General features: G+C 61.6%; 18 protein-coding genes. 10 read left to right on the forward strand and 8 right to left on the reverse strand.

Annotated elements, in window-relative coordinates; genetic code table 11:
- Nucleotides 1–56 precede the first annotated feature (56 nt).
- Entirely contained in the window at nt 57–1,283 is a 1,227-nt protein-coding gene (locus G3N95_RS26785) for a porin (RefSeq protein ID WP_205973092.1), read from the forward strand.
- 312 nt (nt 1,284–1,595) lie between these two features.
- On the forward strand, nt 1,596–1,772 hold the full coding sequence (locus G3N95_RS26790; protein ID WP_205973093.1) for a hypothetical protein: 177 nt from the start codon (nt 1,596–1,598) through the stop codon (nt 1,770–1,772).
- 35 nt (nt 1,773–1,807) lie between these two features.
- Here G3N95_RS26790 and G3N95_RS26795 read toward each other — a convergent pair whose 3' ends face one another.
- The 4 genes from G3N95_RS26795 to G3N95_RS26810 all read right to left on the reverse strand — a co-directional run bounded on the left by G3N95_RS26795 (nt 1,808) and on the right by G3N95_RS26810 (nt 5,735).
- Nucleotides 1,808–2,869 carry a methyltransferase gene (locus G3N95_RS26795; RefSeq protein ID WP_205973094.1) on the reverse strand — a complete coding sequence of 354 codons (1,062 nt, stop codon included), beginning with the start codon at nt 2,867–2,869 and terminating at the stop codon, nt 1,808–1,810.
- 218 nt (nt 2,870–3,087) lie between these two features.
- The gene (locus G3N95_RS26800; RefSeq protein ID WP_205973095.1) at nt 3,088–3,768 is read right to left on the reverse strand and encodes a glutathione S-transferase N-terminal domain-containing protein; all 681 of its coding nucleotides are present in this window, start codon (nt 3,766–3,768) and stop codon (nt 3,088–3,090) included.
- A gap of 76 nt (nt 3,769–3,844) precedes the next feature.
- The gene (locus G3N95_RS26805; RefSeq protein ID WP_205973096.1) at nt 3,845–4,831 is read right to left on the reverse strand and encodes an alpha/beta hydrolase; all 987 of its coding nucleotides are present in this window, start codon (nt 4,829–4,831) and stop codon (nt 3,845–3,847) included.
- 181 nt (nt 4,832–5,012) lie between these two features.
- A complete protein-coding gene (locus G3N95_RS26810; RefSeq protein WP_205973097.1) occupies nt 5,013–5,735 on the reverse strand; it encodes an SDR family oxidoreductase in 723 nt (240 codons plus the stop codon).
- Nucleotides 5,736–6,248: 513 nt separating this feature from the next.
- Between G3N95_RS26810 and G3N95_RS26815 the strand changes: the two genes are divergently transcribed.
- From G3N95_RS26815 to G3N95_RS26825, 3 genes are all read left to right on the forward strand, one after another.
- Complete coding sequence (locus tag G3N95_RS26815; protein WP_205973098.1) at nt 6,249–7,781, forward strand: amino acid permease; 1,533 nt, start codon at nt 6,249–6,251, stop codon at nt 7,779–7,781.
- A 26-nt stretch (nt 7,782–7,807) separates the two neighbouring features.
- The gene (locus G3N95_RS26820) at nt 7,808–8,590 is read left to right on the forward strand and encodes a glucose 1-dehydrogenase (RefSeq protein ID WP_205973099.1); all 783 of its coding nucleotides are present in this window, start codon (nt 7,808–7,810) and stop codon (nt 8,588–8,590) included.
- Between the two features lie 113 nt (nt 8,591–8,703).
- Nucleotides 8,704–9,702 (forward strand): helix-turn-helix domain-containing protein, encoded by a 999-nt coding sequence (locus G3N95_RS26825; RefSeq protein ID WP_205973100.1) that lies wholly within the window; start codon nt 8,704–8,706, stop codon nt 9,700–9,702.
- Nucleotides 9,703–9,778: 76 nt separating this feature from the next.
- On the opposite strand, the gene G3N95_RS26830 is transcribed toward G3N95_RS26825, so the two are convergent.
- Complete coding sequence (locus tag G3N95_RS26830; protein WP_205973131.1) at nt 9,779–10,846, reverse strand: SGNH/GDSL hydrolase family protein; 1,068 nt, start codon at nt 10,844–10,846, stop codon at nt 9,779–9,781.
- Nucleotides 10,847–11,158: 312 nt separating this feature from the next.
- Here G3N95_RS26830 and flgM point away from each other — a divergent pair, with 312 nt between their 5' ends.
- Nucleotides 11,159–11,461 (forward strand): flagellar biosynthesis anti-sigma factor FlgM, encoded by a 303-nt coding sequence (flgM, locus tag G3N95_RS26835; RefSeq protein ID WP_205973101.1) that lies wholly within the window; start codon nt 11,159–11,161, stop codon nt 11,459–11,461.
- A 38-nt stretch (nt 11,462–11,499) separates the two neighbouring features.
- Here flgM and G3N95_RS26840 read toward each other — a convergent pair whose 3' ends face one another.
- A complete protein-coding gene (locus tag G3N95_RS26840) occupies nt 11,500–12,402 on the reverse strand; it encodes a LysR family transcriptional regulator (protein WP_205973102.1) in 903 nt (300 codons plus the stop codon).
- 116 nt (nt 12,403–12,518) lie between these two features.
- Between G3N95_RS26840 and G3N95_RS26845 the strand changes: the two genes are divergently transcribed.
- The 4 genes from G3N95_RS26845 to G3N95_RS26860 all read left to right on the forward strand — a co-directional run bounded on the left by G3N95_RS26845 (nt 12,519) and on the right by G3N95_RS26860 (nt 16,951).
- The gene (locus G3N95_RS26845; RefSeq protein ID WP_241018971.1) at nt 12,519–13,457 is read left to right on the forward strand and encodes an alpha/beta hydrolase; all 939 of its coding nucleotides are present in this window, start codon (nt 12,519–12,521) and stop codon (nt 13,455–13,457) included.
- Between the two features lie 3 nt (nt 13,458–13,460).
- Nucleotides 13,461–14,879, forward strand: coding sequence for a 3-isopropylmalate dehydratase large subunit (gene leuC / locus G3N95_RS26850; protein WP_205973103.1), 1,419 nt, complete (start codon nt 13,461–13,463; stop codon nt 14,877–14,879).
- Nucleotides 14,876–15,490: a 3-isopropylmalate dehydratase small subunit gene (gene leuD / locus G3N95_RS26855; protein WP_205973104.1), complete on the forward strand. Its 615-nt coding sequence runs from the start codon at nt 14,876–14,878 to the stop codon at nt 15,488–15,490. Before leuC ends, leuD begins: the two co-directional genes overlap by 4 nt.
- Nucleotides 15,491–15,598: 108 nt before the next feature.
- The gene (locus G3N95_RS26860) at nt 15,599–16,951 is read left to right on the forward strand and encodes a dicarboxylate/amino acid:cation symporter (RefSeq protein ID WP_205973105.1); all 1,353 of its coding nucleotides are present in this window, start codon (nt 15,599–15,601) and stop codon (nt 16,949–16,951) included.
- Nucleotides 16,952–16,983: 32 nt separating this feature from the next.
- On the opposite strand, the gene G3N95_RS26865 is transcribed toward G3N95_RS26860, so the two are convergent.
- Both G3N95_RS26865 and G3N95_RS26870 read right to left on the reverse strand, forming a co-directional pair.
- A complete protein-coding gene (locus G3N95_RS26865; RefSeq protein ID WP_205973106.1) occupies nt 16,984–18,462 on the reverse strand; it encodes a YncE family protein in 1,479 nt (492 codons plus the stop codon).
- Entirely contained in the window at nt 18,459–18,959 is a 501-nt protein-coding gene (locus tag G3N95_RS26870) for a DUF305 domain-containing protein (protein WP_205973107.1), read from the reverse strand. Before G3N95_RS26870 ends, G3N95_RS26865 begins: the two co-directional genes overlap by 4 nt.
- Nucleotides 18,960–19,473: the final 514 nt, after the last annotated feature.

Consider the following 19,473-nt stretch of genomic DNA (forward strand, 5'->3'; position numbering starts at 1 on the left):
GACGTTCCCTGAAGGCCGAAGCAAAAGAACATTCACTTACCGGAGGAGATTTTTCGATGAAGAAGTCGGCAATAACATTAGTCATGCTAAGCGGTGTCGCATCATTTGCTAACGCGCAAAGCAACGTCACGCTTTACGGCATCATCGACAGCGGCTTGAACTATACGAACAACGTCCAGACGGCAAGGACTTCTGCGGGACTCGTCGGCGGACATCAGATCGCGATGATCGAAGGTGGCTCAGCGGGCTTGCAAGGCAGCCGCTGGGGACTGAGAGGCACTGAGGACCTGGGCTCGGGCCTCAAGGCGATCTTCGTGCTGGAAAGCGGCTTCTACAGCAACAACGGTGTATCGAATCAGGGCGGCGCGCTGTTCGGACGTCAGGCGTATGTCGGTCTGAGCAATCCGGTCGGAACCGTCACGCTGGGCCGTCAATACGATCCCGTCGTCGATCTGTACGGTCCGTTTCTCGCCGCGCCGCAGTGGGGCGGCTACATGAGTTCCCATCCGGGCGATCTCGACAACGCGTTGAACACGCGCCGCATCAACAATTCGATCAAGTTCCGCAGCGCCAGCTATCGCGGTCTCACCGTCGAAGCGATGATGAATCTCGGTGGCACGCCTGGCTCTTTTTCGAGCAACTGGATCTGGGGTGCGGGCGCTGCGTACGCGACCGGACCGTTTTCGATCGGCGCGGGGTATTTGAATATCCGCAATCCGAACACGTCGTTCTTCGGTGCGAACCCGAACACAGGGCCGGCTACGACGAACAATCTGGGCAGCTTCGGCAGCGCGACGAGTCCTGAGAGTAACCCGGTGTTCGCCGGGTATGCGTCGGCGAACCGGCTCGAAATTGCGGGCGTCGGCGCCGGTGTGACGCTGGGTTCGCTCAACGTGAACCTCGCCTATTCGAATACGCGCTTCGAGGATATGGGCTCGTCGTCGGGACCGAATACGCTGCGCTACAAAGGTACAGCTGCATTCAACAACGCGGAAATCAACGCGAAGTATCAGTTCACGCCTTCGCTGCTCGCGGGTGTTGCATACGATTACACGCGCAACGGCGGCGCAGGCGGAAAGGGTGGAGCGAACTACAACCTGTTCAGCGCAGGCGTCGATTACTTTCTGTCGAAGCGCACGGATGTGTACACCATCGCGGTGTATGAGAAAGCGAGCGGCACCGACTCGCTTGGGCAGAGCGCCGTCGCGCAGATCACGGGGTTGACTCCGTCGACCACGGACAAGCAGGTGTCGCTGCGGATCGGGATGCGACACAAGTTTTGACCGCTGTTCGTGCGCAGTACCTTAAATATCACAATATGATGTAATATTTTCGTGGCTACCAAGCGAGCATTGTCCGCAAACTGTGATGGATGCGTGCGCTCACAGCAGCGGCGGACGAGGCACTGAACTTGCGCGACTTCAAGTATCGGTCACGCGTACGCTGACGTGCACTGCGTCAGTACATTCTGTTACTCGTGACGCTCACCAACCGGAATAAGTCGAAGCCGGATATTTGCAGTGCAGCATCAAGCACGACTACGCGAACGCCGCTCCGCGTTTGACGCAGTCGATTCGAAACCAACGGAGACAATCATGAACAATCTCGACAACACTTACCCGCAAGACGTCGCGCATGGGGAGGCGATTGACGGCAGCGAAACTTATACGCCGTCTTATCAATTGCTCATGCACGAGCCCACGGTGTTGCTGGCTGGCAATCCGTCTGACCGGACCGATGTCGCGACGGCCGCGATCCTGGGCTACAACTGACAGCGACAGTTCATAACGAAGGGCGCGCGGTGCTGCTACTTGATGCCTATCGCCATCGAGTCCGGTCCAACGAGCCCTTCGACACGGACTTGCGTAAAGCCCGCTTCGCGCATCCACTCGATGCATTGCGCGCCTGTGTAATCAAAGCCGCCTGGCGTCTCGATCAGCATGTTCAGGCTCATGAGCAGGCCAAAAGCGTTGTGGCGGCGTTCGTCGTCGATCATCGCGTCATAGACGATCAGGCAGCCGCCATCGGGTAGTGCGTCGTAGCATTTGCGCAGCAAGGTGCGCTTCTGGTCGAGATCCCAGTCGTGCAGGATGTGGCCCATCACGAGCACGTCGGCGGTTGGGCACGGATCGGCGAAGAAGTTGCCCGCGTAGAAGTGAAGTCGCTCCTGCAAGCCTTGGGATGCGACGTATTCCTCGAAGACCGGGCGCACCGGAGGCAAGTCGAAGCCGCCACCCGACAGATGCGGATGCGCGAGCGCGACCTGCACGGGCAGCGCGCCCTGCGCTGCGCCGAGGTCAATGAACGTACGGTAGTTCTGCCACGGAAACTGCTTCGCAATGGCGCGCGCAGCGCCGAGACTGACGCCGCTCATCGCGTGCAGGAATGTGCGCAGCCGCGCTTCGTCGGCATAAAGCGCTTCGAAGACGTTGCCGCCGTGCCTGGACTCGTTCTGCGGCGCACCCGTGCGCAACGCCTCTGTAAGCGAGCCCCAGAAAGGATAGAGGCGTGAGTTCGCCATGTCGAGCAGGCCGCCGACATAGCTCGGCTTCGCCTGATCGAGGAAGAGGTTCGCGTCGCGCGTGTTGGCGTAGACACCGTTTTCGCGGTTCAGCACATTCAGCGCGACGAGTGCATCGAGAAAATCGAGCGCCGATCGCGGATGCAGCCCCAACGCCGTAGTGAGTTGCTGGGCGTTTTGCGGGCCGCGCGCCAGATGGGTGAACAGTTGCAATTCGACGGCCGAGAGCAAGGTTTTCGATGCCCAGAAGCCCATTGCCACCTGCAGAATGTATTCGGGCGAAGGCTCCGTTTCTGCTGCGTGGTCGGGCCGCGGCTCTTGCTGCTCGGGGACTGAGGTTGGTGCCATGACATCTCCTGTACGAAGATCGTTCGTCGCCGGATCGCACATGGTAGGCCCACGAATCGCTTTCAAATGTGGGCTGCCGCACGAAGCAGCGCGCGTGATCGTTGATACCAATCGCCGCTCACGAAACGTAATGGCTTCATCCTATTCAGCTTTGCTTTCCGGCGAGTTTCACTCGCGAAGGGAGCGACCGCGATGCGAAGCAAAGCGGTCGCCAAAGTTCAGTCGAATGCCTGTGTGTTTTGAGGGAAGAGGGCGCGGCGCGTCTCATCGTCAAAGTCCGCCTTCAATGCAAGACCCGTCTTCAATGCCTGAGCGCGGATGGCGGCGGGACGAGCGCTAACTTCGTCGACCAGGCGTTTGACATGAGGATAGTCAGTCAAGCCTTTGTCGCCGAGGATGTAGCCTGCAAAGCTGGCCCAGCCCCACAGTGCCATGTCGGCAATCGTGTACTCATCGCCCGCGAGGTAGTGCGAAACGGCGAGCCGTTCGTCGAGCACACGGTAGTGACGCTCCACTTCCTTCAGATAGCGGTTGCGTGCATAGGCGATCGCTTCTGGCGCATGGTGCAGAAAATGGACTGCTTGCCCCGAGAACGGCGACAGCCCCGTCGCGATGAACATGAGCCACGAGAGCGTGGCGCCGCGCCCGGCTCCCGTGCGTGGGAGAAAGCGGTCGTGCTTCTCCGCGAGGTGAAGAAGGATGGCGTGCGAGTCGAATATCGTCACGCCTTCGTCCGCAATGGCGGGAACCTTGGCGTTCGGATTGATGGCCCGAAACGCGGCTTGATGCTGTTCGCCCTTGAACGTGTCGACGGCGATGAGTTCGTATGGCAATCCGAGTTCTTCGATCAGCAGTGCAGCCTTGAGCGGATTCGGCGACGGGTGAAAATAAAATTTCATGGTGAGTCCTTCGAGGATGGAGGAAGCAGGGTGAATTCGCGGCGAGTGCGCTTGCGCCCACCCGGTGCCGACACGTTCATTCCGAACGGGAAAAGAGCTTGAGAAGTGCGTCTGTGACGGCGGCAGGTTGTTCTTCGGCCACCCAGTGACCGGACCCTTGCACGTTCACGGCTTCGACATGGGTCGCGACGTGGCGCAGGTGATCGCCGATGATCGGGCCGAAGCTGCCTTCGCCACCGATGCCGAGTACGGGCATCGTGAGTTTCGTTCTGGCAAATTCGCGGTTGGCTTTCGCGTCTTCGGGGAAAGCGCGGTAGTACTCGAACCCTGCGCGTAGTGCGCCGGGCATCGCATATTCGCGGGCATAGATTTCTTCCGCTTCGTTGCTGAACGCACGCGTGTTCACGGCCTCGGAATTGTGGAACCACTTCAGGTACTCGAGTTCGCGGCCCGCAATCAGCATTTCGGGCACGTCCTGAACCGAGTAGAACCGGAAGTGCCACGTGCGCGGCATCTGCACGATCTGATCCCACGGCTCTATGCCCGGCAACGGCACGTCGAGAATCGCGAGCGTCCGCACCTCGTCGGGATGCTGCGCGGCATACGCGTAGGCGACCATTCCACCCATGTCGTGGCCGACGAGATCGATATGCGGATCGAGGTTCAGCTTTGCAACGAGCGCGTGAATGTCTTCGGCGATGTTGGCCTTTTCGTAGCCTGTCGCCGGCTTCGACGTATCGCCAAGGCCGCGCAGATCGGGCGCAAGCACTGTATAGCCGCGAGCGACGAGTTGCGGCATCACATAGCGCCACATGTAGGACGTCGAAGCCCAGCCATGCAGCAGCACAACCGGCGTCGCGCCCGGTTTGCCTTGCGCGAGCAGATAGTGATAGCGCACGCCGTTCACGTCGACCTTGCCGTCCTGTACCTTCGCAATTGCCTTGACGATGGCGGGTGCGGTAGCGGGTAGATAGTCGTCCGTAGACGCTGCTTGAACGTGATGCGCTGCGCCTGCCAGGAAGAGAGACGTGGCGACGAACGCTGATGCGAACAGGTTCTTCATAAGGGTCCTCGAGTATCGGTCGGTAGCAAGCGAGTCAACGCGAGCTGATGGGACCGATACTAAGGACGGGCAGGGGAATTGACGTGCGGATGAGCCGATGAAGACGTTCGATCCGATCGAACATGTCGTGCACTGGAGCGCGTCGGGCCGCGCCCCTCGTGCCGCCTATGAAGTCGAACAATCAGATCGCTGCCTTGCCGATCGAAGTTCCGCCGTCGACAAAGAGTGTCTGCCCGGTGACGAATCCTGCGGGCTCGGAGAGGAAAAATTCAACGCTCGCAGCCAGTTCATCCGGCTTGCCGAATCGCTTCATTGGCACGAGTGACAGAAAGCGCTTTTCGGCTTCGCTGCCGACGGGTGTGTTTTGCCGGAACATCTCGGTCTCGGTCGGTCCGGGCGCGACTGAATTCACGGTAATGCCCGTGTCCGCGAGTTCGAGGGCCCAGGTACGCGTGAAACTGATCATCGCGCTCTTGGCTGCTGCATACGCGCTGCGTTGAGCCACACCCAACACGACGAGGCTCGACAGATTGATGATGCGTCCCCAGCCCCGCTCTTTCATGTTCGGCAGCAGTGCCTGGGCGGTTTGCACGGCGGGAATCAGGTTGGTGCTGAACGTGCGATCGAGATCGTCGAGATCGATGTCGCCGAGCCGTGCGAGCTTGACGAAGCCCATGTTGTTGACGACACCGTCGAACGCATAGCGCGAGGTCAACTCACGCAGGCTTTTGGCCGTGGCCTCGCGATCGGCGAGGTCGATACTCACCAGCGTTCCGGGAAAGGTAGCGTCGTCGGTGTTGCGTGCGATGCCCACGACCTTGTGCCCCGCGCGCGCCAGCCGCTCGGACAGCGCGCGCCCAATGCCTTTGCTCGCACCGGTGATAAGGAATGTACGTTCGATCATATTGCTTCTTCAAGTGACAGGAGGGAAATGCACGGTTTGCGTGCCGAGCAGGTTCGGCATCGAGCCGTACGTCGAAAGTTCATGTGAAGCACCGGCATTCAGTGTGCTTCGTCATGTTTGACATCGTAGTCAAGTTTGACGATGCTGTTAAGATTGAAATCCGCAACAGAGTTTTGTGCGAGACCAGGCGATTGAAGAGGCAGAACCGTTGGGCCGGTATAAACCCTGGTTCGCATTCCGCCTTAAGCTGTTTGCAAGGTTTCGGCCGCCGGCTGTTCCGTTTCCGTGTGCGGGCAGCTCGAACTGAATCGACTAACGGCGCTCACTCACCTAATTTGCGGGTTTTGCCGAAATCCGATAGTGCTCGTAGTTTTGGCTTCCTACCGTTCGCCTATTGGAGCGTCACGGCTGCCCTTTGCGGCAGCAGTCCGGCTCCGACGGCCCGGCCGGCGCGGCAGGCAGCATCGATGGACGCGCAGGCCTGAAATCTGTGACCCCCGAACGGGAGCGCGTATGGAAACCAGGCAGCAACTGCAAGCAGAGACCGATGGAGACGTCGGTCTGCTGCACAAGATGGGTTACGCCCAGGAACTGTCGCGGCGTATGAACGGTTTTTCGAATTTCGCCGTTTCGTTCTCCGTGATTTGTATTCTGTCGGGCGGGATCACGGCGTTCCAGATGGGATTTTCAGCGGCGGGCGGCGCGTCGATCGGATTGGGCTGGCCGCTGGGCTCCGTTTTTGCGTTGATCGTCGCTGTCTCGATGTCGCAGATTGCATCCGCGTATCCGACCGCCGGCGGCCTTTACCACTGGGGATCGATCCTGGGCGGCAAGTGGTGGGGATGGGCGACGGCATGGATCAACCTCATCGGGCTGATCTTCGTCATCGCCGCGATCAATTTCGGCACCTACGATCCGTTCTTCAAGACGTTGATCGCGCCGATGTTCGGCATCAATCCCGACAGCCTCAACTGGTGGCATCAGACGGCGTTTCTGACGCTGATTACGGTTTCGCAAGCGTATCTGAACGCGCGCGGAATCCGGATCGCCAGCAAGATCACCGATCTGTCCGGCTATCTGATCTTCGTCGTCACGATCGTTCTGGTCGCTGCGTTGCTGTATTACTCGCCTGTTCCATTCAACTTGCAGCGCCTGTTCAGCATCACGAACTTCACGGGCGTGGATGGCGGCGCGTGGCCGAAGCAGGCAACCCCTCTCGCGTTTCTTTCCGGACTGCTGCTCGTGACCTACACGATTACGGGCTTCGATGCCTCGGCACACACGTCGGAGGAGACACACGACGCAGCCCGCAACGTGCCGCGCGGGATCATCGGTTCGGTGTTCTGGTCGGCGGTGTTCGGTTATGTGATGGTGTGCGCCTTCGTTTTGGTGATGCCTGATCTCACTGCAGCGATGAAGCAGGGAACGGGTTTCTTCAGTGCGATCCTCGCGCCGATTCCGCCCGCATTCCGCGTCTGTCTCGAACTGGCGATGTTCTTCATCAACTATGTGTGCGGCCTCGCCGCGATCATGTCCACGTCGCGCATGGTTTACGCGTTCGCTCGCGACGGCGGCTTGCCGTGCTCGAAGTATCTGCGCAAGGTGAGCGAGCAGCATCGCACGCCCGGTGCGGCGATATGGACATGCGCGGTGCTCGCCATCGTCGTCACGCTATACGGCGACGCCTTCTCGGTGCTGAGCGCGGGCAGTGCCGTGTTCCTTTATATCTCTTACGCAATGCCCGTCGGGGCCGGCATGCTCGCGGAAGGCCGCACGTGGAACGAGAAAGGTCCGTTTCAGCTTGGCATGTGGTCGAAGCCGTGTGCGTTTCTCGCGTTGATCGGCGCCTGCGTGCTCGCCTATGTCGGCATTCAGCCGCCGAACGAGAAGGTGCTCTACGTACTGGTGGCCTTCGTCGCTGCGTTGATCGTGATCTGGTATGTGTTCGGCGTGCGCAAGACTTTCAACGGACCGCCGGCGCTGGGTTCGCAAGCCAATGTGGAGCGTATCCGTGAAATCGAGGCGCGCGTCGATCCGTCGGTTTAAGAGCATCCAGTCGAATGGGAACGATCATGACTCAAGCGAATAATGTGGGCCGCCTCGCAGGAAAAGTGGCGATCGTGAGCGGCGGCGCGGGCGGCTGCGGCGCAGCGGCGTCGACGCTGTTCGCCGCAGAAGGTGCGCGCGTGGTGATTATCGACCGCGACGGCGATGCCGCCGAAGGGCTCGCGGCAAGGCTGCGCGATGAAGGAAAAAGCGCGCTTGGCTTGCAGGCCGATGTGTCGCGGCAGGCGGACGTGCAGCGCGTCGTATCCGCTGCGCGAGAGAAATTCGGCAGCGCCGATGTACTGTTCAATCACGCCGGTACATTGATCGTGAAGCCGTTTCTCGAGATCGAGGAGACGGAGTGGGACTGGCTCATGAGTGTGAACGTCAAGAGCATGTTCCTGATGACGAAGGCGGTGCTGCCGCAGATGCTGGAGAAAGGGCGCGGCAGCATCATTTGCACGTCTTCGATTTCCGCCGTGCTGGCGACGCCCGGCGAAGTGCTGTACGACGCCACCAAAGGCGCGTGCCACATGTTCGCTCGCGCGATTGCCGTCGAGTATCGCGACCGGGGCATCCGATGCAACGCCATCGCTCCCGGCTTCATTCGCACGCCGCACGGCATGCGCGAATTGAAGGACCTTCAGGCAATGGGTGTCGATGCAACGGAAGCCGCGATTGCCGCGCAGCAAGGGCGTTTGTGCGATCCATCGGAAGTCGCGGCGGCCGCGCTCTTTCTGGCATCGGATGAAGCGAGTTTCGTCAACGGTACACATCTGTTCGTCGACAACTGTTTTTCGGCGGTATAGGAGACGGCGGCGAGCCATGCACCTCGACTGGGCAAGCGCGCCAATACATCGTGACAGATGGAAAATTGTTCAGATGTACAATCGAAAGCGCTCGCCGCCACTTTCGAACGATCATGACAGCGCATGCCCAGTCGACTACCGCAGACGTCACGGAGGCCTCGCATGCGCAGGCCGTGTCGTATAGCGCATACACGAACGTCGACGAACAGGCGCGCGCATTCGACGGCTGGTCCGCCACCTACACGCAGATATCGGGCGGCGTATTCCACGGCTCGCTGTCGACGGTGACGCTCGGCGGCGTTCGCCTGCTGGTCGAAGAGCTGGACAAGGTCATCTATCAGCAAGGCGCGATTGCGCCCGATCGCCAGGTGATCGCCGTTCCACTCGAACTGGAAGGCCACGCGCGGCTATGTGGAGAAAAAAGCGGTCGCGACAGTCTGCATGTGTTTTCCAGCGTGCCGCAGTTCGAGTTCTATTCGCCGGACCGGCACGTTCTGGTCAACGTCGAAATCCAGTCCCAACATCTCGCTTCGGATCGTTCCAGCGTGGCCGCGGCTTCGCTGCGCGAGCGGGCGCTGGCACCCGTCATTCCTCTCGACGCGGACATCGCCGAAAAGCTGCGTGCGCTGTTGCGTGTCGCGATGGCCGCGAGCACGCGGTCGGCGCAGGACTGCATGGTCGAGTCCGAGGAGCGCGAACGCCTGCTTGAGCGCACGATTCTGTATGCGATCTCCGAGGCGCTCGCCGTCTATCCCGACGAGGTGAACCTGGGCCGCGAGCGCCCTGTGCGGCACTGGGTACTGGTCAAGGCAGTCGATGAAAAATTGCAGGACGCGGCGACCTGTCCGCTGTCCATTGCCGAGCTTTGCGCGGATCTCGGCATCAGCCGGCGAACGGTGCAGTACGCGTTCCAGGAAGCGCTCGATCTGAACCCGGTTGCGTACCTGCGGGCGGTTCGTCTGAATCACGTCAGGCGGGAACTGCGCCTGGGGGCGACAGTGACGAACGCAGCAACGAAGTGGGGTTTCCTGCACCTGGGCAGTTTTGCGAGCGACTATCGAAGGATGTTCGGCGAGTTGCCATCGACGACGGTCAGACGGTTTGCGGCGTGAAGCAGCGCCAACCTGCGGAGATAGTTGGCCTTCGCTGCCGGGCCGACGCCCGGCAACGAAAGGGCCGCGGCAATGCCTATTTATGCAGCCACGTATCGATCTGGGCCACCACGTAGTCCGCTATGACTTTTTGCAGGTGAGTGGTTGGATGATAGGCGTCGGCGAACATGTAGCTATCGTCGGCATGCGGGGAGACATACGTCGAGGGCGAGCAGAAGAGCGCGCTGGTGTTGTCGGCTTGAAATGCCGGAGGCAAGGTTGCCGGCAGGCATGCTACGTTCGTGCCGAGGCTGCCGTCGAAGCGAAAGCCCAGTTGGCGATAGTGCTGTGATACATCGTCAATGAACTTGAACGCGTCGATCCGCAATATGGCCGGCGATGAAGGGAGCGTGTCATCAAGCGCAGTGTTGAATGCCTGCGCCAGACGCCGAAGCACTTTTGAGGACCCCGGCAGTTGCTGGTCGAGAAGGTTTGCGATCGGCGCCTTGCTGATGTCCGGCACGTTTTGCACGACGATATGTGTGGCGCCGTGTTGCTGCACGTTGTGCACCAGGCCGGACAATTGCTGCGCCGCCTGTTGCACCGAAGGCAGCACGGCCTGCATGGAGGCGTTCGGATCGCCGCCGTTCGCCACCATTCCCGCCCATGCGACATAGGCATCCTGGACGTCGTTGGCGCCGCCTTGCATCAACACCAGTTGCTGTCCGGTGAAGCGCGTGTGCGACTGAAGATAGGCGGCCACCTGCGACGTCAACGGAGTCTGCAATTCGCCCGTGTCGCCCGTTGCGTCGCCGGGGTTCGGCGGCGCGGCGACCCGGGCGCCACCTTGGGCGTATCCGAATCCTTCCGGATGAACGACGCTCTTCTGGCCGAAACCGCCCGTCAATGCGGGCCTGAGACTCGACCCATAGTGTTCCGCGACGACCTGCACGGATATCGCGCCCGGATTCGTCGTGTAGGTGCCGCCACCGAATTGTCTCGCGTACGCGTAGGTGCCGACGTCCGACAGACTGTCCCCGAACGAGACGACCTGGGTGAAGCTTCGCTGCGGATCGGTCGAGTCAGCCGATGCGTTCGATGAATGGGACAAACCAATGACACTGCATGTCAACGCAACGAACGCGAAACGGCGGGCTGTCTGCATGGGACGCTCCGGGGCGATGGGGTGTATCGAAGAATAACCGTGTTGTCCGATTGGCACTATCTCGACGCTCGATCGTCGACACCCGCTATTCGGGAGACTAACCGGACGGTCGACGTAGCGTGTCGTACCGTCGCGGGCCGCTATGTGCGGTTCCTCACACTTTGTTTCAATTTGTTGCAAATGCCCGGAAGGCCCGCCCGTCAAGGGTTTGCGGGCTTCGGAGGGGTATGGAAGCTTACGCGCGCGTCGCGGCATGGTGAAGATTTCAAACCGGTGACCGTTAAAGGACTCAACAGATCGGGAACGGACATCATGAAGATCGAATCCAGCAACAACAGCCTCACAATTCTCCAGCCTGGCGCGGTACGCGCGACCAACGACACCGAAGCGCAGAGTGCGGTCGGCGCCGTGCAAAAAGCCGGCGCGACCAACCCGGGCAGCTCGACTGTGAGCCTGACGGCGCTGCCTACGGCGACCGACTCGGACATCGATACGGCGAAGGTCGAATCGATCAAGGCCGCGCTCCGCGACGGCAGCTACACGATCGATTCGGGCAAGATCGCGGACGGCATGATCAGCACCGCGCGCGACCTGCTGCAAACGGTGACCCGCTGATCGGCGGCCGGATGCGGCAGCACGTGAAAAACAGCGTGCTACCCGTTTGCGCCCGGCGTGCGCAGATACTCGCCTAGAAACTCGACAAACGTCCTGAGCTTGACCGAAAGCTGGTTGCGCTCCAGATAGATCGCGTGGATATTGGCATCCGGCAGTGCCCAGTCCGACAGCAGCGGCACGAGTTCGCCGCTTGCGAGATGTGCCTCGATCTCCCACTGCGATCGCACGACGATCCCGCGGCCTTCGAGCGCCCAATGAAGCACGACGCTGCCGTCGTTGCTGGCCAATGCCCCATCGACCTTGACCGTCTCCGTGCGCTTGCCACGAGAAAAATGCCACGTGCCGTAAGCCGATTCGTTCTCGCGTAAAACGATGCACGCATGCCGCGTCAGATCGTGCGGCACGGAAGGCTCGCCGTGCTGCGCCACGTAACCGGGTGACGCACATACGAGGCGCCTGTTTTCGAGCAGAAGCCGCGCGTTGATGCGCGCATCCGGCACCTCGCCGAAGCGAATGCCCAGATCGAAGCCCTCGTCCTGAAGACTCATCGGCCGGTCGGTCAGATGCAGCAGGATTTTCATCGCGGGATAGCGCGCGACGAATTCCGACACCGCCGGCGCAATGCGCGCCCGGCCGAATCCGAACGACGCGTTCACGCGCAGCAAGCCGGTCGGTTCGCCGCGGCTCTGCGTGACGAGATGCTCCAGTTCCGATAACTCGTCCAGAATGCGCGAGCCGTTCGACAGGTAGAGCTCGCCCTCCGGCGTGAGGCTCAGACGCCGCGTCGTGCGGTTCATCAGGCGCACGCCGAGGCGCCGTTCCAGTTGCGCAAGCCGCTTGCTGACCGCGGGCGGCGTCACGCCCAGTTCGCGCGCGGCAGCCGCCAGATTGCGATGCCGTGCCACCAGCGCGAACAGATTCAGGTCCGAGAAACCGTCCATTGCGATGCTCCACATTGTCTGCCGATTCGTTCCTGTTAGTTACGACCGGAATGCTTTTCAGGAAACCAAATCGCATGATTCATCAATTAGACTCGAATCACGATCAGGAGACAACCATGTTCGAAGGATTCAGGAACGTGTCGGCGACCGTCGACGACGTACGCATTCACGCCATTCAGGGCGGGCAGGGCCCCGCGCTGTTGCTCTTGCACGGGCATCCGCAAACGCACGCGATCTGGCACAAGGTTGCGCCGGTGCTGGCGGAGCATTTCACGGTGATCGCCGCCGACTTGCGCGGCTACGGCGACAGCGGCAAGCCGCCGGGCGCCGCCGATCACGCCAACTATGCGAAGCGCCGCATGGCGCTCGATCAGGTCGAACTGATGCGCGGTCTCGGTCACGAGACCTTCGCGGTGATCGGCCACGATCGGGGTGGGCGCGTCGCGGCGCGCATGGCCCTCGATCATCCCGATGCCGTGACGCGCCTCGTGACGCTCGATGTCGCGCCGACGCTCGCGATGTACGAGCAGACCTCGTTCGACTTCGCGCGCGCCTATTGGCACTGGTTCATGCTGGTGCGCCCCGCGCCGTTCCCCGAGACCTTGATCCGCGCGGACCCCGATCTCTATCTCCGACAGACCATCGGCGCGCGCAGTGCCGGCCTCGCGCCGTTCACGGCGGCGGCTTACGCGGAATATCTGCGTTGTCTCTCCGATCCCGAGACGGCGCACGGCATCTGCGAGGACTATCGCGCGAGCGTGACGATCGACCTCGAGCACGACCGCGCGACGCTCGCTTCGCAGCAGCAGATCGGTTGTCCGTTCATGGCGTTGTGGGGCGCGCAGGGCGTGATCGAGCAATGCTTCGATCCGCTCGTCGAATGGCGTGCGTATGCGCCGAACGTGCAGGGCGAGGCGCTGCCTTGCGGCCACTACATCCCCGAAGAAGCGCCGGAGCAACTGCTCGAACGCGTGCTGTCCTTTCTCAGCGACTCATTCAGCGACTCATTCAGCGACTCATTCAGCGACTCATTCAGCGACTCACTCAGCGAGTAACCGATGTCCGACCGAACCCTTTACCAGAAGCTCGTCGATTCGCACACCGTGTCGCGTATCGACGAACACAACGTGCTGCTGTACGCCGATCTGCATCTGATGAACGAGTACACCAGCCCGCAGGCGTTCAGCGCGCTCGATGCACGCGCCCGCGCGGTGCGCCGTCCGCGTCAGCAACTCGCTGTCGTGAGCCACATCATCCCCACGCATGCCGAGTCGCCGCGCGTGATTCGCGACGCAGCGTCGCTGTTGCAGGCGCAGAACCTGGCGCGCAATTGCGAACGAGCCGGCATCCGGCTCTTTGCGGCGAACGATCCGCTGCAAGGCATCGAGCACATCGTCGCGCCGGAACTCGGGCTGATCCGGCCCGGCATGGTCGTGCTGTGCGGAGACAGTCATACCACTACGTATGGCGCGCTCGGCGCACTGGGCTTCGGCATCGGCACGTCTGAAGTCGAGCATGTGCTCGCGACGCAAACGCTCGTGTACCGGCTTGCGCAGACCATGCGCATCACGATCGACGGCGCGCTGCCATACGGCACGTCGTCGAAGGACGTTGTCATCTGGATCATCAGCAAGATCGGCGCACAAGGCGCGCGCGGCTATGCCGTGGAATTCGCCGGTTCGACGATCGCATCGCTGTCGGCCGAGGCGCGTATGACCTTGTGCAATATGACCGTCGAAGCCGGCGCACGCGCGGCACTGATTGCGCCGGACGCGACCACCTTCGAATACGTGCGCGCCCACACCCCTTCACTCGACGACAGGGCATGGCAAGCAGCGCTCGAAGACTGGCGCGACCTGCATTCCGACGTTGGCGCGCAATTCGACGCCGAGCACCGCTTCGACGCGAGGAACATCGCCCCGTTCGTCACGTGGGGCACGAGTCCCGATCAGGCCGTCGCCATCGATCAACCGATTCCCGACGAAGCCGCGCAAACGACGCCCGAAGCCGCCGCATCGCTGCGCCGCGCGCTCGACTACATGGGACTCGAAAGCAATCGGCCGCTTGCCGGCACGCGCATCGACCGTGTGTTCATCGGCTCGTGCACCAACGGACGCATCGAAGACTTGCGCACGGTGGCCGCGATCGTGCGCGGCAAGCGCGTGGCGGCAGGCGTGCGCGCGATGGTCGTGCCGGGCTCGGGCAGCGTGCGCCGGGCAGCCGAACAGGAAGGCATTGCGAAGACGTTGATCGACGCGGGCTTCGAATGGCGCGAGCCGGGCTGCTCGATGTGCCTCGCAATGAACGATGACGTGCTCGAAGCCGGAGAACGGTGCGCGTCCACGACGAACCGCAATTTCGAAGGCCGCCAGGGACGCGGCGGCCGCACGCATCTGATGAGTCCGGCGATGGCGGCGGCCGCCGCGATGACCGGCTGCATCACCGATGTCCGCACGCTGGAGGCACCCGCATCATGACCCGACTCACGACCATTCAAGGCAGCGCCTTGCCGTTGCCGATCGACAACCTCGATACCGATCAGATCATGCCGAAGCAGTTCCTGCGCATCATCGACAAGGCGGGCCTCGCCGACGGTCTGCTCTACGACCTGCGCTTCGATGCGCGCGGTGCGCCTCGCGCGGACTGCGTGCTCAACCAGAGCGCTTACGAGAACGCGCGCATCCTGATCGGCGGCGCGAACTTCGGCTGCGGATCGAGCCGCGAGCACGCGGTGTGGGGTTTGCAGCAATACGGCTTTCAGGCGGTACTCGCGCCGAGCTTCGCGGAGATCTTCTATTCCAATGCAATGAATAACCGCCTGCTGCTCGTGCAATTGGAGCGCGACGCGATCGATGCGCTGATGCACGAGGCGATCGAGACGCCCGGTGCATCGATTGCGATCGATCTCGAACAGCAGATGGTGAGGTCCGCGTCGGGCGAACGATACGCGTATCCGCTCGGCGCGCGCCACAAGCGCATGGTGATCGAGGGCATGGATACCGTCGATCTGACGCTCGACTCTCTCGCCGCGATCGAAGCATTCGAACAAAAGCATTTTGCGCGGCATCCCTGGGCGCAAGTGATGTAACTGCGCATCCGTCGCGCGCCGCGGCGGCTTCCCTGTTTCAGCCGGGCCGATTCCCTTCCGATCGAAGAAGGGAAGGGCTCCCCTTTGCCTCGAAAATGGAGGAGACACATGAAACGCAAACCGTTCTACACGATTCTCTATGTGCAGGTGCTGGCGGCCATCGTCGCCGGCGTGCTGCTCGGCCATTTCGCGCCGCATGCAGCGGTGGCGTTGAAACCGCTCGGCGATATGTTCATCAAGCTCGTGCGGATGATCATCGGCCCCGTGATTTTCTGCACGGTCGTGACGGGTATCGCTGGAATGCAGGACATGAAGAAGGTCGGGCGCGTCGGCGGCAAGGCGCTGCTCTATTTCGAAGCGGCCTCCACGCTGGCGCTGGCGATCGGATTGCTTGCCGCCCATGTGCTCGCGCCGGGCAAAGGCTTCAACGTCGATCCGTCGACGCTCGACGCGCACGCAGTTTCGGGCTATGCGGCGCAGGCGGCGCATGGCGACGGCATCGCCGGATTCATCGCGCACGTGATACCCGAGACGTTCGTCGGCGCGCTGGTTCAAGGCGACATCCTTCCCGTGCTGCTGATCGCGATGCTGTTCGGCACGGCACTGGCGCTGATGGGCGAGCCTGCCGCGCCCGTCACGCAGTTGATCGAGACCTTGTCCAAAGCGTTCTTCCGCGTCGTGCGGATGGTCACGAGTCTCGCGCCGATCGGCGCCTTCGGGGCGATGGCCTTCACGATAGGCCGTTACGGCATCGTCTCTTTGCTGCCGATGCTGAAGCTGATCGGCGCGTTCTATCTCACCGCGTTTCTGTTCGTGGCTGTCGTGCTCGGTGTCGTCGCGCGTCTGTGCGGGTTCAGTCTCTGGCGTTTTCTTGCCTATATCCGCGACGAACTGCTGATCGTACTCGGTACGTCGACATCCGAAGCGGCGCTGCCGCAACTGATGGACAAACTCGAACGAATGGGTTGTCCGCGCGGCGTCGTGGGGCTCGTCGTGCCGACCGGTTACTCGTTCAACCTCGACGGCACCAACATCTACATGACACTCGCGGTGCTGTTTCTCGCGCAGGCGACCAATACGCATTTGTCCTTCGGGCAGGAAATCACGCTGTTGCTCGTCACGATGCTGACCTCGAAGGGATCGACGGGCGTGACGGGCGCGGGCTTCATCACGCTCGCCGCGAGCCTGTCCGTCGTGCCGACCGTGCCCGTCAGCGCGATGGTGTTGATTCTCGGCATCGATCGCTTCATGTCCGAATGCAGGGCATTGACCAACATCGTGGGCAATGGCGTGGCGACGATCGTGGTGTCGGCGTGGGAAGGCGGGCTCGATCGAGCGGCGCTCGCGACGGCGTTGAGCCATCGCGATCGGGACGGAGGCGATGGGTGGTCGCCGGCCGCAGGCGAAACGGCTGCTATCGACGATCGCGAACGGTCCTTCACCAATGATCTGATTCCGTGACTGGGGCGGTTGGTCAACGCTCAGAGAATGCGTTACGGCGACTGCACCTGTACGGGGGCACCAGGCTTGCCCGACTCTTGCGGGGCGACCACGAGGTAGCGCCGCTTGTCGCCGGCGTCGACCATTCCGGGTGTGACCAGTTGGCGAATCTGCCCGAGCGCATTGACGATCGCCGAGCCGGCCGGATTGGACATGAAATTCGCGAGCACCTGCAGGTCGCCTTTTCCATCGGCGTTATAGGCAAGACCCAATACGTAGGGCTGCCGCGGTTGCAGACCCGTGACGGCGGCCTGCAGAACCTGCACGAGCCCCTGATCGAACAACGCGACAGTCGTAGGCGCGTTGGCGGTATCCGCCGTCTTGCCCGAGCCCGCCGGCACCAGCACGATATGAACGCTTTGACCGGCCAGGCCAAGCGCTTGCAGGTTCTGTGCAGCATCGCCTTCGGGCACCGCATTCGGCACATAGGTGACGGCCTGCGGCGCCTGGCCGATGGGCACTGTTGCGATGACCGTGTTGGTCAGTGTGTCGATCGCGGTCATCGCATCGGCGTTTTCGAGGCCGACATAAATGCGGCGGCCGTCCCCCGACGGCCATAGCCCGTGCGGCAGGTTGCCGACAGGAATCGTCGCGACCTGCGAAAAGTCGTCGGTTCGAAATACCTTGATCACGTTCAGGCCGCCGACGCTGACGTACGCGAACGTGCCCTTGTCGTTGTGCACGATGTTCACGTGATTCGTGATCGGGCCTGTGTCCAGGATCGTGATCGGCGCGAATGGCGGCCTTGCATCGAATACCTGGACCTTGCCGGTGTCCTTGAGTGTGAACCAGACCTGTTTGCCGTCGGGCGTTGCAGCCAGGTCGGGACAGAAGGGGCTGGCCTGTTTGACCGTCCCGACGATCTTGTGGCTCGCCACGGACGCCACCTCGATCTCCGGGTTGAAGGACGAACACACATACCCGTACTTTCCGTCCGGCGAGAAGATCTGCATGCCGGGGCCGGACGGGACAGTGATGCGTGCTTTCTCCTCGTATGTTTTTCCGTCGAGTACCGCAACGTAATTTTCGCCGCGCACGGTCACCCAGACCTCTTTTCCATCGGGCGTAAAAAAGGCCTCGTGAGGAGAGCGGCCGACATAGGTGACATGCTTGACGGCGTTGGTCTGCGTGTCGATGAACGAAACCGAATTCGATCCGATCGAGACGACCGCGATCGTGTGATGGTCCGGCGAGAAACCCATGCCGTGCACAAGCAGTTGACCTTTGTACAACGGACTGAAATTGCCAGGCGACGGGTCGCCGAGCCGAATCAGGCCGAGCAGCCTGTTGTCGGCCGGGTCGATCACCGACACCGTGTTCGAGAACTGTTCAGCAGCGTACACGCGATCGTGATGGCTGATGGGAATGTCAGGATCGGATTGCGATCCAGGGGCCTGCCCAGCCCAAACGAACTGCGCTGTCACGAACGCGGCTGCAAACAACGCGACGGTGATGGTGGATTCGTGTTTCATCGTTGGTCCCCTTGCATAGGGTTCGGCATGTTCATTTGCATACCCTGGTCGGACGTCCGGTGAGCAGGAGCGGCAGATCGGGAAGCCGGTTGTTGCTGGTCCGGAGCGGGGGCGGGTGCCGGCAATGGTTGCCCGAGTGCGACGCGCATGGCGACGATTTCCTGTTGTTGCTCGACGATGATCTCCTGCGCGATACGGCGCAACTGTTCGTTGTGTCCGTAACGCAGTTCGGCCTGCGCCATGTCGATGGCACCTTGATGGTGAGGCACCATCATTGCGACGAAATCGCGATCGACGTCACCCGTCGGTCTCGTGGACATGCCGTCCATCATTCTCGTCATGGCGGCGTGGTTCTCTGCCAGGAAGGGCGTTTCGCCCGATGCAGCGTCGGTCTGTAAGCCGGCCGTCAGCGCCGGCGTGTCGCCAAGCGCTGTGATCGCCACGGCAACGATGAGCTTCAGGATCGTCCGCAGGTTACGAGGACTTGGGATGCGCACGATGGTTCTCCCATTGTGACGAACAGGTATTTCTTTGGACGTCGCGCGGATGAGGATTCGAGCGCGATCGGGTGCCGTCGAATTACCCGTGAACTATCGCGCAGGTCATCGGAACTTGCAGACATGGTGGCGCGTGAGGCGGCCGGTCCGAAGACGACCTTGCATGGCTCACTCTGCGCATGGACCGTATCGTTGTGCGTACACCGGAAAGACCGGGCCTTCTGCCGGCACATGGAGCATGCGCTGCGAGACATACTGCGCGGCGTCATCCGGCCACTTGCTGAAAATTCACCTGGCAGCCGCACACATCGTGCATTACAGTAATTGTGCTACGCGCCTTTCAAGCGTGGCTGACTCACGAAGTCACAACTGTGCGGACTTTCGTGCAACTCGCTTCTGCCCGTGTCCGCCGACACCGAGCGAAACATGGCTGCTCGGTGAAGGGCGTCGCCATTCATTATTCTGGCCCACGCCACACTCCTCGACACACGGCCGTGCCCATGACCTCGCGTTC

It is taken from the genome of Paraburkholderia sp. Tr-20389, from assembly GCF_017104565.1.
Classification (GTDB): Bacteria; Pseudomonadota; Gammaproteobacteria; order Burkholderiales; family Burkholderiaceae; genus Paraburkholderia.

Coding starts and splice junctions, on each gene's coding strand:
- G3N95_RS26805 (WP_205973096.1), bottom strand. CDS start 4,831: ATGAAGAACCTGTTCGCATCAGCGTTCGTCGCCACGTCTCTCTTCCTG.
- G3N95_RS26865 (WP_205973106.1), bottom strand. CDS start 18,462: ATGAAACACGAATCCACCATCACCGTCGCGTTGTTTGCAGCCGCGTTC.
- G3N95_RS26795 (WP_205973094.1), bottom strand. CDS start 2,869: ATGGCACCAACCTCAGTCCCCGAGCAGCAAGAGCCGCGGCCCGACCAC.
- G3N95_RS26845 (WP_241018971.1), top strand. CDS start 12,519: ATGTTCGAAGGATTCAGGAACGTGTCGGCGACCGTCGACGACGTACGC.
- flgM (WP_205973101.1), top strand. CDS start 11,159: ATGAAGATCGAATCCAGCAACAACAGCCTCACAATTCTCCAGCCTGGC.
- G3N95_RS26830 (WP_205973131.1), bottom strand. CDS start 10,846: ATGCAGACAGCCCGCCGTTTCGCGTTCGTTGCGTTGACATGCAGTGTC.
- G3N95_RS26820 (WP_205973099.1), top strand. CDS start 7,808: ATGACTCAAGCGAATAATGTGGGCCGCCTCGCAGGAAAAGTGGCGATC.
- G3N95_RS26825 (WP_205973100.1), top strand. CDS start 8,704: ATGACAGCGCATGCCCAGTCGACTACCGCAGACGTCACGGAGGCCTCG.
- G3N95_RS26790 (WP_205973093.1), top strand. CDS start 1,596: ATGAACAATCTCGACAACACTTACCCGCAAGACGTCGCGCATGGGGAG.
- G3N95_RS26785 (WP_205973092.1), top strand. CDS start 57: ATGAAGAAGTCGGCAATAACATTAGTCATGCTAAGCGGTGTCGCATCA.
- leuC (WP_205973103.1), top strand. CDS start 13,461: ATGTCCGACCGAACCCTTTACCAGAAGCTCGTCGATTCGCACACCGTG.
- G3N95_RS26810 (WP_205973097.1), bottom strand. CDS start 5,735: ATGATCGAACGTACATTCCTTATCACCGGTGCGAGCAAAGGCATTGGG.
- G3N95_RS26840 (WP_205973102.1), bottom strand. CDS start 12,402: ATGGACGGTTTCTCGGACCTGAATCTGTTCGCGCTGGTGGCACGGCAT.
- G3N95_RS26815 (WP_205973098.1), top strand. CDS start 6,249: ATGGAAACCAGGCAGCAACTGCAAGCAGAGACCGATGGAGACGTCGGT.
- G3N95_RS26860 (WP_205973105.1), top strand. CDS start 15,599: ATGAAACGCAAACCGTTCTACACGATTCTCTATGTGCAGGTGCTGGCG.
- G3N95_RS26800 (WP_205973095.1), bottom strand. CDS start 3,768: ATGAAATTTTATTTTCACCCGTCGCCGAATCCGCTCAAGGCTGCACTG.
- leuD (WP_205973104.1), top strand. CDS start 14,876: ATGACCCGACTCACGACCATTCAAGGCAGCGCCTTGCCGTTGCCGATC.